This is a genomic window from Microcoleus sp. LEGE 07076, from assembly GCF_015207455.1.
Taxonomy (GTDB): domain Bacteria; phylum Cyanobacteriota; class Cyanobacteriia; order Cyanobacteriales; family Microcoleaceae; genus Microcoleus.
Map to the genome: position 1 here is coordinate 1 of NZ_JADEWV010000069.1, position 13,560 is coordinate 13,560.

Annotated in this window: 13 protein-coding genes; 5 read left to right on the plus strand and 8 right to left on the minus strand. The window is 44.3% G+C overall.

The window, feature by feature from the left end; genetic code table 11:
* Window positions 1–472: 472 nt before the first annotated feature.
* From rimM to glp, 3 genes are all read right to left on the minus strand, one after another.
* Window positions 473–1,111 (minus strand): ribosome maturation factor RimM, encoded by a 639-nt coding sequence (gene rimM / locus IQ270_RS13660; RefSeq protein WP_193973735.1) that lies wholly within the window; start codon window positions 1,109–1,111, stop codon window positions 473–475.
* A gap of 144 nt (window positions 1,112–1,255) precedes the next feature.
* Window positions 1,256–1,888: a response regulator transcription factor gene (locus IQ270_RS13665; protein ID WP_193973756.1), complete on the minus strand. Its 633-nt coding sequence runs from the start codon at window positions 1,886–1,888 to the stop codon at window positions 1,256–1,258.
* A 191-nt stretch (window positions 1,889–2,079) separates the two neighbouring features.
* On the minus strand, window positions 2,080–3,357 hold the full coding sequence (gene glp / locus IQ270_RS13670; protein ID WP_193973736.1) for a gephyrin-like molybdotransferase Glp: 1,278 nt from the start codon (window positions 3,355–3,357) through the stop codon (window positions 2,080–2,082).
* Window positions 3,358–3,875: 518 nt separating this feature from the next.
* Here glp and IQ270_RS31030 point away from each other — a divergent pair.
* Window positions 3,876–4,175, plus strand: coding sequence for a hypothetical protein (locus IQ270_RS31030; RefSeq protein ID WP_228056337.1), 300 nt, complete (start codon window positions 3,876–3,878; stop codon window positions 4,173–4,175).
* A gap of 137 nt (window positions 4,176–4,312) precedes the next feature.
* On the opposite strand, the gene IQ270_RS13680 is transcribed toward IQ270_RS31030, so the two are convergent.
* Both IQ270_RS13680 and IQ270_RS13685 read right to left on the minus strand, forming a co-directional pair.
* Window positions 4,313–5,263, minus strand: coding sequence for an S-layer homology domain-containing protein (locus IQ270_RS13680; protein WP_193973738.1), 951 nt, complete (start codon window positions 5,261–5,263; stop codon window positions 4,313–4,315).
* Window positions 5,264–5,386: 123 nt separating this feature from the next.
* Window positions 5,387–6,298: a DUF2382 domain-containing protein gene (locus IQ270_RS13685; protein ID WP_193973739.1), complete on the minus strand. Its 912-nt coding sequence runs from the start codon at window positions 6,296–6,298 to the stop codon at window positions 5,387–5,389.
* Window positions 6,299–6,468: 170 nt separating this feature from the next.
* On the opposite strand from IQ270_RS13685, the gene IQ270_RS13690 reads away from it, so the two are divergent.
* The 4 genes from IQ270_RS13690 to IQ270_RS13705 all read left to right on the plus strand — a co-directional run bounded on the left by IQ270_RS13690 (window position 6,469) and on the right by IQ270_RS13705 (window position 9,763).
* Complete coding sequence (locus tag IQ270_RS13690) at window positions 6,469–7,083, plus strand: hypothetical protein (protein ID WP_193973740.1); 615 nt, start codon at window positions 6,469–6,471, stop codon at window positions 7,081–7,083.
* Window positions 7,084–7,230: 147 nt separating this feature from the next.
* On the plus strand, window positions 7,231–7,797 hold the full coding sequence (locus tag IQ270_RS13695) for an SH3 domain-containing protein (protein ID WP_193973741.1): 567 nt from the start codon (window positions 7,231–7,233) through the stop codon (window positions 7,795–7,797).
* A gap of 14 nt (window positions 7,798–7,811) precedes the next feature.
* Window positions 7,812–8,936, plus strand: a complete 1,125-nt coding sequence (locus tag IQ270_RS13700; protein WP_193973742.1) for a hypothetical protein — start codon at window positions 7,812–7,814, stop codon at window positions 8,934–8,936.
* A gap of 8 nt (window positions 8,937–8,944) precedes the next feature.
* Window positions 8,945–9,763, plus strand: coding sequence for an ion transporter (locus IQ270_RS13705; protein WP_193973743.1), 819 nt, complete (start codon window positions 8,945–8,947; stop codon window positions 9,761–9,763).
* A gap of 264 nt (window positions 9,764–10,027) precedes the next feature.
* On the opposite strand, the gene IQ270_RS13710 is transcribed toward IQ270_RS13705, so the two are convergent.
* From IQ270_RS13710 to IQ270_RS13720, 3 genes are all read right to left on the minus strand, one after another.
* Entirely contained in the window at window positions 10,028–11,068 is a 1,041-nt protein-coding gene (locus IQ270_RS13710; RefSeq protein WP_193973757.1) for an AI-2E family transporter, read from the minus strand.
* Window positions 11,069–11,081: 13 nt separating this feature from the next.
* Entirely contained in the window at window positions 11,082–11,954 is an 873-nt protein-coding gene (locus IQ270_RS13715; RefSeq protein WP_193973744.1) for an HAD family hydrolase, read from the minus strand.
* A gap of 103 nt (window positions 11,955–12,057) precedes the next feature.
* Window positions 12,058–13,476 (minus strand): Nramp family divalent metal transporter, encoded by a 1,419-nt coding sequence (locus tag IQ270_RS13720; protein ID WP_193973745.1) that lies wholly within the window; start codon window positions 13,474–13,476, stop codon window positions 12,058–12,060.
* Window positions 13,477–13,560: the final 84 nt, after the last annotated feature.

The window sequence follows — 13,560 nt, forward strand, 5'->3', positions numbered from 1 at the left end:
GGATGGGCTCTATAGCCCGTCCTGGACGGGCTATAGAGCCCATCCCACAATTATGTGTAAATTATTTAATTCGCGATCCTAACCGGAACTCAAATTACCAATCCTGCTATTACCTATTACCTATTACCTATTATACCAAATTGATCAAATAGCGCTACATATCCACCCTGCAACCACCCCTGATTGAGGGGGGAGTCAAACTTTCGGTAGCAGCATAACTTTATGAAATTGGTACTACTTGTTACCTATTACCGCTCGCACGTGCTTACCTCATGTTACTGAGAACCGCTATATCTACACCACTCCCCGCATCATTTGTATAATTTATTGTGAGGCTCTTCCCCCCTTGAAGCGCCGATCCGTGGGGGTAGGTAGGATATTCCATCTAAATGCAGTACGCACTGCATCATAAAACCTGGAATACGCTGTAGTAGTAAAAATTTCGCTAGCGACGCACCCTACTATTTTGATATTATTCCAACAAACCAGGAGGAGGGACAATTTCAATTCTACCTTTTTCTAAGTCAACAATTGGTACAATCTCTTGCACGAAAGGAATCAAAATCTTTGTTGATTTAGGCTGTTTAACGCGGATTTTCCGTGGTTTGCGGGTATTTCTGGGGTCAGCGTTTGCTTTGGGAGTTTCATGATTTTTTGACTTTTCGAGTCCCGGGACGACAATTTCCGGCGTTAGATTTGTTTCTATTTCTAAAAGGTCGTTACCTGCAGGAATAATATCGCTTACCTTGCCTAAAACTTCCCCGGTTAACTGGTTAAAAACTTCTATACCGATCAAATCTTGCACGTAAAACTCATCGGGTTCGAGGTAAGGTCGATCGGTCTTTTCCACAAACAACTTACAGCCCCGCAGCGCCTCAGCACCATCCCGGTCTTCCACACCCTCCACCTCTACAGCATACAGCCCTTTGCCCGGAATGTAGCGACCGCCCAAAAACTCGATCGGTTCCGGTTCACTTTTGTTAGGGCGCAAAAGCCACCGCTTCCCCGGTTCGATAAATCTTTCCGGAAAATCCGAATCAGGATAGACTCGCACTTCCCCGTCCAAACCTTGAGCTGCTACAATTGTACCGATTTCTATCCATTCAGACATAAAATTTTGGGAATTGGGAATTGGGAATTGGGAATTGGGAATTGGGAATTGGGAATTGGGAATTGGGAATTGGAAATTGGGAATTGCTAGCAAATAACTAATGACTAATGACTACTGACTACTGACTAATGACTACTGACTACTTTAAACCAACCCGGTTCTCAGCGCTACAACTGCCGCTTGCACGCGATCATCCACAGCCAACTTATTCATAATACCGCGAACGTGAGTTTTAATAGTATTTGGACTCAAGTAAAGCGCCGCTGCTATCTCTGGATTGCTGTTACCTTCCACCATTAACTTTAACACCTCCAACTCCCGCTGCGACAACTGACCAAAAGTAGTTGTAGAAGCAGGCGTCGGGGGTTTGAGGTGCTCGATGACAGTGCGGGCAATTTGAGGGTCGAGGTATGTAGCCCCCTCTGCTGCCGCCGCAATCGCCGCTAACAGCCTGTCTACGGAAGCACCCTTAATACAATAAGCATCAGCACCGCTAGAAAGAGCAGCAATAATTTCAGTTTCTGCGGTGTGAGAAGTTAACATTACCACTCGAACTTCCGGCATTTGTGCTTTGATTTTTTGAGTGGCTGCTATGCCGTCTAGCCTCGGCAAACCGATATCCATCACAATAATATCTGGCTTGAGTTTCAGTGCAGCAGCTACTCCTAAATAGCCGTCTTCTGCTGTTCCTACTATTTCGATGTCTGGCGAATCAGCTAATACTTGTTCTAATCCCAGTTGCATCATCGGATCGTCTTCGACAATTAAAATTTTCATCATACGAAGGAAGAAGGAAGAAGGAAGAAGTCATTAGTCATTAGTCAGTAGTCAGTAGTCAGCAGTCATTAGTGCTGTCCCATCCGAGCGAACGTCCAAAGTCATCAGGAAGAAGGAAGGAAGAAAGCCCTTCGGCTTCGCGAGCGGGTGAAAAGAAGGAAGAAGGAAGATTAATGACTAATGACCAATGACTAATGACTAACTTTTAAAACTTCAACAAATTCGCCAGGGGTAATCCAGGTTTCTGCTGCTGGCAAAACTGCTAAACCAGTTGTATTAGCGAGGTTAATTAAGTTGGCTGAATTTTGACTGCCGCTAGCAGGTTCAAATTCCCAGACTCCCATAACTAAATATAGTTTACCCCAAACATAAGTTTCGCGCTTGCCTGGGGATTGCAATTCCACATTACACCTAGCTTTTACAAAATCCGGCCCCCAAGCATCAGCACCCAGCCCAGACATTTTTCTCAAAGCAGGTACAACAAACCGCCAGCAGCAAACTAAAGCTGAAACCGGATTTCCTGGCAAACCAAAATAAAGACAATCCGCACTCGAAATCGGCGGCGGATCAGATTTTTTATCACCTCTTTTAAACTGAGCAACCGTTAAAGGTTTTCCCGGTTTAATCGCCACAGCCTGAATGTGAATTTTACCTCCCAAATCTGCCAGAACTTTTTCAACAAAATCGTAGTCTCCTACCGAGACACCCCCCGTAGAAAGCACCACATCCGCTGTCGAAACAGCCTGAGCGATCGCCTTTTGTAGCGCATCTTCATTATCAGGAATTATCCCCAATCTAATCGGTTCGCATCCCATTTGTGCCAATAAAACTGTCAAAGCATACTGGTTCGAGTCTACCAGTTTCCCGGGACTAAAAGGTTGGTCGGGCGAGATCAATTCGTCACCAGTAGAAAAAATTGCTACCCGCAGACGCCGATAAACAGGAACTTTAAGGCACTGTGCAGTTGCTAACAGCGCCATTTCTGGGGCATTGATAACTGTACCGGGAGTTAGCAAAGTTGTTCCTGCTTGATAAAAAGCGCCTTTTTGCCTGACAAAAGTTTGCGGTTTTTCAGGAGAAACTAAGACAAAAATACGATCGCCCTCACGCCTCGTTTCTTCCTGCATTACCACCGTATCAGCACCATCCGGCATCATAGCGCCCGTAAAAATTCGCGCCGCTTGACCCGGCTGCACCGTATTTTGAGGTCGAGAACCCGCTGGAATCTCCTCAACTACTTCGACTACCGCTGGTTTTTCGGTGCTGCAATTTTCCACATCAGCAAACCGCACCGCGTACCCATCCATTGCCGAATTATCCCAATAGGGAAAATCCAGGGAACTTGTCACAGGCGCGGCCAAGATTCGCCCCGATGCTGCCAGCAAGTCTACTGTTTCTACATCCCCCTGACTGTCGGGGGATTGCGCCAAACTTAGGATGATCGATTCTGCTTCTTTTACTGACAGCATGACTGTTTCCTGCGATCGCTCTGCGATTATTTTAACAGTCCTGCACGCAAAAACACTTTAACAAACTACCCACATCGGTAAAGCGTGCAGTGCACACATAAGCTAGTAGCTGCGTAGAGGACTGTTTAACAAAATAGCATAGCTAACGGTGTTATAATTTTTTATTCCACAATCAAGCTGAATTTCGGTGTAAATTGCTTATGACTATTTATCGAAGGCTTTTTCGACTAAATTCGTTTTGTTTTTTATTCGTGGGGCTGGCAATCGGTGTCACTCAACTTTTCGGATCAAGAATCAGCGATTTATTTTTCAATCCTTATTTTTCTACCAATCCTAATATCGCCTTTTTAACTCGGACATTCCAGCTTTTATGTTCTGTACCAGTAATTGTTTGTGCTTTCACCTACGGCTTAGCAAAAAAAATTAACCCCTGGCATCCCGCAATTCGATTTGTTTTATGTTCTGCTCTTTTAACAGGGGGATTTCTGGTGAATGAAATTTACAGAATTCATATATACATGATAAGATTAGGAATTCCCAAACTCGGAGTATGTCTGCTGTACGCTGTTGTTTTGTTTTCCTACGGATGGGTTTTTCAGCGAGAATTAAAGGATACTCCCTATAAAATATTGTTAGCTGGTGTGGCGTTGTTATTTTGGGCGATCGCCATAGACTCGCTGCATTTAAAAAACAAAATACTTGCCAGCTTGCTCGAAGGAGTACCTAAATTGTTTAGCGAAATTAATATAGCATTTTATTATTGGTATGTTTGTCAGTGTTTTATAAAAAGATATTTACCTAACATCCAGGAAACCTAATTATCAATTAGGTCTAAAAAAAAAGCAATTAGCTGTAGAATTTGTACGGCAACAATCTGGATTTACACGGGCTTTAAATTAGCTTAAAGCCCGCTAACTAAAGCTGTAGAAACAGCTTTCTTTAGTTGATTGTAAAACTAGGGACTCGGACTCTTAGGAATGTACTTAACAGCATTCTTGTCCGAAAGCGGTTGGATCTGCTTTTGATTGACCAAAGCTTGATGAATTAGCGCCGTAGCACTCCCCCGACTGAGTAACTCGTTCGGATTGAGAACTCTCGCGTCTGGATAATTTACCACTATCTTTGCCTGTGTCGCTGCTGCTACTGCATCAACCGCATCTTTAGGAATCCGATCGGCATCTTTATAGTATGATTTAAGAAACTTTAATGCCGAAATTTTGGAAGTTGCAACGGGACTTTTTGTCGTCGTTGCCGGAACAGTTTTAGCAGGTTTAGGTTGCTGCTGCTGTTTTGTTGGTATTACAGGCAATAGCGGCTGCATTAAAACAGTTGATGCTAAGGGAAATACCAAACGATTCCTAGTAGTTTTTCGACGTTGATTTGCAGGTACTACACGTGCGGCGGCTTGACTCTTTGCCGCAGGGCGATCGTAATTCAAATTTAAACCCTTCATTAAGGCAACTAATGCTTGTGCCTTAGTCATTGGCTGCTTTGGACGAAACTCGTTTCCCGGAAACTCTTTCATAAATCCCGTTTCATAAGCTTCTTCAATCGGAGTTGCTGCCCAATTGCCTTGCGGCACATCCTTAAAGGCACTTCCACTGGGTATATTTCTAATTTTTGCTTTATCAAAAGCTTGGCGAATCATCGCTGCAAACTCGTCGCGATCGACCTTTTGTTTAGGTTTAAACATTCCGTTGGGATATCCCGTAACAATCTCTTTTTTAGCTAAGGATTGAATAAACGGACGCGCCCAGTAATTTTGCGGTACATCAGGAAATGTCGATTTGGCTTGTTGTTGAGCAGCAGCTTGCTGGGAATTTAGCACAAAACCAGCGCCGCTCACACTAACGAGCAAAGCTAAAAACGAACCTTTTACTAGCGGTAAATGCCAGCGATTACACATGATAAAATATCCTCTTGTTGTTTGACACTTGTTGTGATTTGTGGGACTGGTAATTTCGATTCAGCACTCACTAATGTCGGCGCGAAAACGTAACTACAAACCCTCGTTCAACTTACGGGTGCCCTAACGCTCTTCTGCCGACAAATCTAACTCTTCGCGCCGCAGCGTTTCTGTTGACTCAACAGTCTCCTTTTCTACTTCTTTTCTGATGTTAACTTCTTCGCGCAGGAAAGCTTGCTTTTTGATATCGGCAGTTTCTTCGTGCAGTTCCATACGCACCGTCTCTTGTTGTCCGAAGGCAGCCTCTGGACTGACTGGAGTGCCTGCATTTTCTGGAGTTACGTGTTCAATTACAGCACGCTCTTTTGCTACAGGAACTGAAATTTTTGCAGTTTCAGTTTCTACTCGCTTGCTAATTATTACTTCGCCAGTTTTGTGACGGGTTTTGTCTGCAATCAATCGTTCTTCGTAAAGTCGGATTTTTTGATGATCCTGCTCGTTCATCTGGTACAGTTCAGGCTCTTGCTCGTAACTATAAGTGTTGCGGTCATAACTAGCAGGCGTAGCTTGGTTAGATACAGGAGCCGGCACAGAAACTGGAGCGGATGGGGTGACAATTCGTGATGCTTCTAAAGGCAATGAGGCTTCTACAGGTGCAGATGCTCCGGCGGTTGGAGTGCGATAAATTTTCCGCACTTGTTCTTCATAATCGTAATCAACGACCATCCCGTTTTCGTATCTGGCTAACTTTTCGACTTGCTGTTTGTTCTGCAAACCTCTGGCGTAAACGCGCTTGGTATTGAAATCTACCCGACACAGACCGATGGGAACTAATACCTTTTTGCCAAAAATCCAAACACCTGTGTCAACGACAAAATATCGAAAACTCCCTGTTTCATCAACTAGCACGGTATCGATAGTGCCAATTTTTTCATCGGTATTTCCTGCACAAACATCGAACCCTTTGATATCTTCTCCATCAAACGCTACTTCGCGGTAGCTGGGATTAAAATCTTCTATTTTGTAAAGTAACATTTCAATTCTTCTCAGTATGTTACGTAAATTTTAGCTTAAAATCGCTTTCACTATATCCTGCTTATGAAAGATTGTTTAGTAAAAAAATAAATAATGTTATAACTAAAGGTAGATATATCAATTATATTTTTAAAGTATAATAAAGTTTATAGGATAAGGATTAATTTTTTATGACATACGATCCAGAACCACTGAGCAGTGAAGTTGCTGAGCCTACAATTGTCAATCCGGCGGTGAATTATCACGATCAAGTCCGGTGGGGGCCTGTTTTGGCAGGAATTGCGATCGCCCTCACCAGTCAACTTTTGTTAAGCGCTTTGGGAGTCGCGATCGGGTTGAGCGCCGGTGCAACGGGTGCTAATGCAGGTTCTGTTAGTATTGGGGTGGGAATTTGGTCGATTATCAGTTTGCTGATTTCCTTATTTTTGGGTGGTTGGGTAATGGCTCAAAGCTGCGGCCCCATGACCAAGAAAACAGCTATTTTGAATGCAGCAATTCTTTGGGGAACTACATTAGCACTTAGTTCTTGGCTGTTAGCAAGCGGGATATCTGGTGCTGTTGATGCTGTTGCGGCTAATGCTGGAGAAATTGCCGATCGAGTACAGCAACAGGGAGGCGTTAATATACCGAATCAAGTGCAGAATGTAGACCCAAATCAAGTTCGCGACATTGCTACCAATACAGCTAAAGCTACTTGGTCATTTCTACTCGGCTCTTTACTGAGTTTGGCATCGGCAATGATTGGTGCTGCTGTTGGCGCTCGCAAACCTCGCGTTTATGCTTGATTGGCGGTGATACTGCAAATCAGACAAGCGCAGCAGCAAGTCTGATTATTTTATGCCCTTGGGATGATGCTTCATTCATTCTTGAAGCAGACGGTAGAGATAAAAATTTTAGATAAGCTGTTGACATGATTAAAAGGAGACGAAGTAATGAAAAAACAGGAAATGTGGCAAAAATATACATCTTTAACAAGTGCGTTATTGGTGACGGCAACAGCTTTAGTTGCTCCCTCTTTCGCAGCTAACAAAAATCCAACTCCAGATAACTTTGAACTTAATCAAAGTGAATCTTTACTAGCACAAATACCCGATAGCTGCCGCCAGGTGGTTGCCAGTAACGGTCTGAATGTGCGGCAACAACCGACGATCGACAGCCAAGCGATCGGTATTATCGGCTCCGGCAGAAACGTGACGATTCAAAGTCTGGGCGAGAATGGCTGGGTACCAATTACAGCACCGCTAAAAGGCTACGTATACGGTGGTTTTCTCGGAGAGTGTAAAGCGGCAAATTCTCCGCCTCCTACTGACTGCCGCTTAGTTGCAGCCGTCAGAGGAATTAACGTATATCAAACACCTTCGACTGATGGGGAAACGACTGGTTTCGTGGCGAATGGACGCAGAGTGACGATTGAAAGTTTAGGAACGGATGGTTGGGTACCCATTACAGTACCCCTGAAAGGCTACATCCAATCGGAAAACCTGGCATATTGTCGTTAATTGAAAAAACAGTGATGAATGACCGATCGAACCCAGAAGAACAAACTAATTCACAGCAAAAGTCTGGTTTGTTAGATTTCATTGGCGAGAAAACAGAATCTGCACTGGATGCAGGCAAAGCAGTTGTTGACAAAGCAGTTGATGTGGGAGAAGCTACTGCTAAACAAACCTATCGATTGATTGGAAAAGCAACTCAGGGAACCGGAGAAGCTGTGAATTATGTTGGCAATCTTCCTTTGATCAAACAAGTTGTAGGTGTACTCAGGCTTGATTGGTTAGCTGGAGCCAGCTCGGGCGTTGATGTCACCAAAGCTGAAGCTGAAGTCAAGCAAATCCAACAACAGTATCCCAACGAAACTCCCAGCGAAATTGCCCATCACATTATGGTGAAAAAAGCCATCCAAGCCGGTGGTGTCGGAGTTGCTAGCAGCATTTTACCCGGTGTCGCAGCAGCTCTTTTGGCGATCGATTTAGTCGCGACTAATGCGATTCAAACCGAAATGGTTTATGAAATTGCCGCCGCTTACGGGATGGATTTGCAAGCTCCAGCCAGAAAAGGCGAGGTTTTGGCAATTTTTGGGTTGGCGCTGGGCGGTAGCAACGCCATGAAAGCGGGTTTGGGCTTTTTACGCAACGTACCGCTGGCTGGCGCGATGATTGGTGCGAGTACGAATGCTACGATGCTGTACTCGCTGGGATATGCGGCGCGCGAGTTTTACGAAGCTAAATTGAGAGAAGATACTGATGAACCTGCAACCGAAACGCTGCAAGCGATTCAGCAACAAAGCGAAAAATATCTTGATGAGGCGATCGCCCAACAAGCAGTTATGGATCAAATTATGGTTCACATGATTCTAGCAAGTTATCCCAACAAAAACTGGGAAGATATTTTGCCAGAATTGAAGGAGTTGCAATTAAATGCCCATTCTCTGAATACGATTGCTACTAATATTAAATCGCCCGAACCATTAGATGCTTTGTTAGAGCAGATCAACCCCGACTTTGCCGTACCGCTATTAGCTCAATGCCGTCGCATTGCTGAAAGTAGCGGGGAAGTTTCTGAAGTAGAACAGAGGGTGCTCGATGCGATCGCCCGCCGCAACAGCCGATCGCAAAAAATCGACGCTCTGGATGCTTGACTTAACCTATGAGTGACCCAAACCTTGCAGAAAAACCAGCCCTAGAACAAGAGCGCAACGAGATTTTAGAGCAGCTAGAAGATTGGCTGGAAACTCCCATGCTCGTCCTGTCATTTGTGTGGCTAGGTCTATTTATTATTGAATTAATTTGGGAATTAAACCCTTTTTTAGAAGTCGCTAGCACCACGATTTGGGTAATTTTTATTGCAGATTTTCTACTTAAACTCGCCGTTGCTCCCCGCAAAATTTCCTATATTAAAAACAATTGGATCGCAGCTTTTTCTCTGCTGTTACCTGCTTTGCGTACCTTTCGATTTATCCGAATTTTGCGAGCATTTAAGACAGCACGGGCTGTCCGAAGTTTGCAGTTGTTGCGAGTCATGACTCGTACCAATCGAGGGATGCGCGCCTTAGCTGCGAGTGTTAAACGCAGGGGATTTGGTTATGTTGTAGGACTAACGATAGTTATTACCTTGGTAGGTGCAGCAGGGATGTATGCGTTTGAAAAAGATGTCGCCGACAGTTCCTCGGGTTTAAATAATTACGCCACTGCCTTGTGGTGGACGGCAATGTTGATGATGACATTGGGTTCGGAATATTGGCCAAAAACCCCTGAAGGTAGAATACTTTGCGTTGTTTTAGCACTTTATGCGTTTGCGGTTTTTGGCTATGTAACTGCGACCATTGCCACATTTTTTATCGGTCGCGATGCAGAGGATGAGGAAGCCGAATTAGCAGGAGCAAAGTCAATTGCAGCCCTGAGCGCTGAAATTGCTGCCTTGCGGACGGAGATTCAGCAATTACTGCATCAGAACTCAAATTCTTGAATCAGATATAGCATTTCTCAGAAAGATGACGTGCTGCTGGGCATGGGGCATCGGGCATCGGGCATCGGGGATTGGGCATGGGCTTGCAGTCAACAGTCAACAGTCAACAGTCAACAATCACCTGACGGTGCAACCGGAATTGGTACAACATACCCCTTGATAATTCGGCGGTTGAAACCGCCAGAAAGTCAAACGATGTCGGCCTGCGCCGACTGGTTCGTAAAGAATCTCTCAAACCCGGATTTGGTATAACATGGCATCATTTCATGGTTTCCGCGAGGGAGCGGTTTCCCAGCGATCTAGTATATCTTTGATTAAAACTTCTTGCACCAAAGTTTGAGCAATAATCAAAATTGGCAGCGCTAGCAATAATCCTAAAAAACCCAATAAAGAACCAAATGCTCCCAACAAAGCTAAGGTGTATGCCGGGAGCAGGGACACTTGCTTTTCCATGATTATAGGTGTAACAAAATTGCCTTCTATTTGTTGAATTGCAAAATAAAGTAACAATACGCCACCTGCTTTTCCTGGAGAATCTAACAAAGCTAGGAGCATTGGTGGAACTGCGCTCAAAATCGCGCCAACATAAGGAATTAAAGCTAATAAAAATGCCAAGAATCCATTAATAAAAGGCAGTTGCACTTGCAAAAAAAACAGACCCACAGTGGTCGTAATGCCAATAAAAGTCATGCTTAATGCAATTCCCGCCAACCAGCCCATTAAACTTTTTTCACATTCAGTCAGGATTTCATCGACTCGCTGGCGGTAAAAAGCGGGAAACAGGCTGATTATTACTCGGCGGTACGGCACGGGATTTACCACAAGCATAATTGTCAAAACGGTAATTAACAAGAAATTAATTACTAAACTGAAAGAATTGGATAAAAATAGATAGATATGGGAAATTACCCACTGAGAAAAAGTTTGGAGTTGTCGGGTTAAATTATCAAGATTCGGAATATTATTTATGGCTGGTTCCGGCACTCTTGCTTGCAACCAGTCGATCCACGATCGCAGTTGTTCTATCCCTAATGGGATAAGTTGAGTTAGCTCTTCAAACTGAGAGCTGAGGCGCGTGAATATCAGGAAAATAAAAACAGATGAGAGCACCAGTACAATGCCGACTGTTAAAGCGATCGCCACTTCGCGCCTGGCACCAGACTGCTGCAATCTTCGCACTAAACGGTTGAGAGCGATCGCTAAAATTACGGCAGTAAAAAACAGTAAAACGATCGCTCTAATTTTCCACAAAATATACAGCGAGACTACCAAAGCCAAAAAACCGATCCATTCTCCTAAACCCACAACATAAATCCCTCTATTCACCAACACTTAACTGAAGCAGCGAGATTTTTTTTGCTAAACTTTCTACAGCGAGAGTGAGCGATCGCATCAATTCCGAATCTTCACTGTATTCTGCAGGAGCCAAATTTATCACCCGCTGACTTTGGCTAATTTCTACTTCCCGACTCCAATCTTGTGCGGTACTATCTTTATAAACTCCCAGCGCTATTCCCTGTTGTTCGTTCAAAAGCGAAAAGCAAGGAATATCTGACGAACCGTCACCCACATAAATGACTTGCGTTAGCGGGACGTGCAATTCTTTCGCAGAAGCATCCCGATAAACAAAAGACTTTCCATCATCATCATCTTCTTTTGGATTGCTGTCAATGCCTTTAGCAAGTTGGAACAAATAGCGGGTTTTTTCTGTGTGAGTCACAAGTTTTTTGAGAAACTCAATTCCGCCATCTTTACCGTAAGAAAACTCGCAACCCCACATTGCTTTAAAATTAGGAGCGATGCAGTTATTGCGGGCAATTTCCACCATACCGCAGCTAATTAAATAAAATTCAACTTCTACTTTGGGGTTGATTGCACAAGCGCTTTGACGCAGGCGATCAAACATTTCCGTAACGCCATCAAAGGGTGCTAATTTTTTTCCAAAATTTGCTAGATATTCCTGGGTTATTTTGTTTTCTCGTCGCTTAGATTCCTCGATAATTGCGTAAAATCTGGCGAGAATCTTGTCCCAACCGCGATCGACTAAAGGTTGAATGCGATCGCGCCGAAACTGAAGCGCATCAATATCGAGGCTTTCTAACAGAGTATCAACGGTATCCGGAACAAGGGTATCGTCGAAGTCAAACACGACAGCGATATAGCTAGATAAAGGTTTGGTTGCAAGAGTCATAACAATTTGAAAGTGAAAGTTAACAAACAACAGCAACTTGATAGCTGCGATTTTCTCAATCTTGGAAAATAGTTCCCAAACAGGTAAACTGTAAAAACCCTCTTTAACTCCCCGATCCGCCCGTGCCAATTATCCCGGTGAGTTGTAAAAGATAGATAACCGCAAAGCAGGCAAAAAATATCCCTGCAATTACCGTTCCACCCCAGATAAACTTCGAGGGCCGCAATTCCTCGGGCAGCATTCGATGATTGACATAAAGGGTTAATCCAGTCACAATTGGAATGTGAGCTGCTTCAATTCCTCCAGCAATTTGTAACAAGGCAACGGGTTCCCCGAAAATCAGATAAATCGCAATTGGCAACACAGCTAACAGCAGTGCAACATAAAATCGCTGCAAAAATTTTTCATTCGTCCAACGATTCTGCACGCCAAATCCTTGCAGTAAAATTTGGGTGCCATCGGCAAACATTCGCCCAAAGCCATCTTGGACAGAAAGTGTGGTGCTGCAAAAAGTTATAAAAACAATTGCCACCATAAACCAAAAGCCAAATGGTCCCCAAAGGTCGCCTAGCAAACTACCCAAAATTTCTGCTACTTGCTGTTCTTTTGGCACTAATCCTTGGGGACGCAACAACTCGCCACCGAGAATCAAAAAAGCGAGTGCCGCTAACAGCGCGCCCACCACTGCTAAGGTGTTGGAAAAACTCATTAAAGTCACCCAGCCCTGCAATTTTTTTGTTTGTTGGGAATCGATTTGACTAAAATCGAGGGGTTCTTCTTGTTTGAGAGAAGCAGCACCGTATCCTCTGGCTTCCACCCAATAGGAATACCACATCAATCCTGCCGCCCCTGCTAGCATAAAACCCAACCAAGGTAGGATTTCTTGATATTGCACGTTTGGGGGAATTTGAGGCACTAACCCCGCCGCCAGTTTTCGCAGGTTAGGAAAGACAAAAATTGCCGCTGCTACCACTGCCAACGTGCGGCCGATACCGATAAATGAGGATATTTTTTCGACAACTTTATACTGCCCCAGAAACACAATTGTTGCCGTCACAGCGATAATAATCACCGTCCAAAGTTGAACGCTTCCTCCTGTTACTAGAATTAATGCTGTAGCGGCTGCACCTGCAAGTCCGGCAACCGTGGAAATTGCTACTACTAGCTGCGGCAATAAAATCAGCCAAATCGTCCAATTTTTCGGGCCGGGAATTTGCTTAAAACCTTCTAAAATCGTCGCGCCCGTACAAACCGAAAACCGCCCGACTTCGTTGTTGATAAACCACTTGAGGATTACAGCCGCTAGCAGCGCCCACAACAGCGAGTAGCCGTAAAGTGCTGCAATTCGAGGTGTAAATAGTAACTCGCCAGAACCAGCAGCCGAAAGCATCCATAAAAAACTCGGCCCCAACCATTTAAAGCGCTCCCAACCCTCTGGCGGCTGCGGGATTTGTCGATCGCTACCTTGATGCTGCTGGTTAGTTATTTGTGCAGGAGAAGTGTACTCGCTATCTCGATTCATTGTTAGTGGTGCATTAGTAATTGGTCAAAAACCGATCGGTTTACCCGCGATTTATAGTGAGGTTGAAATGGTGGATATTCATCT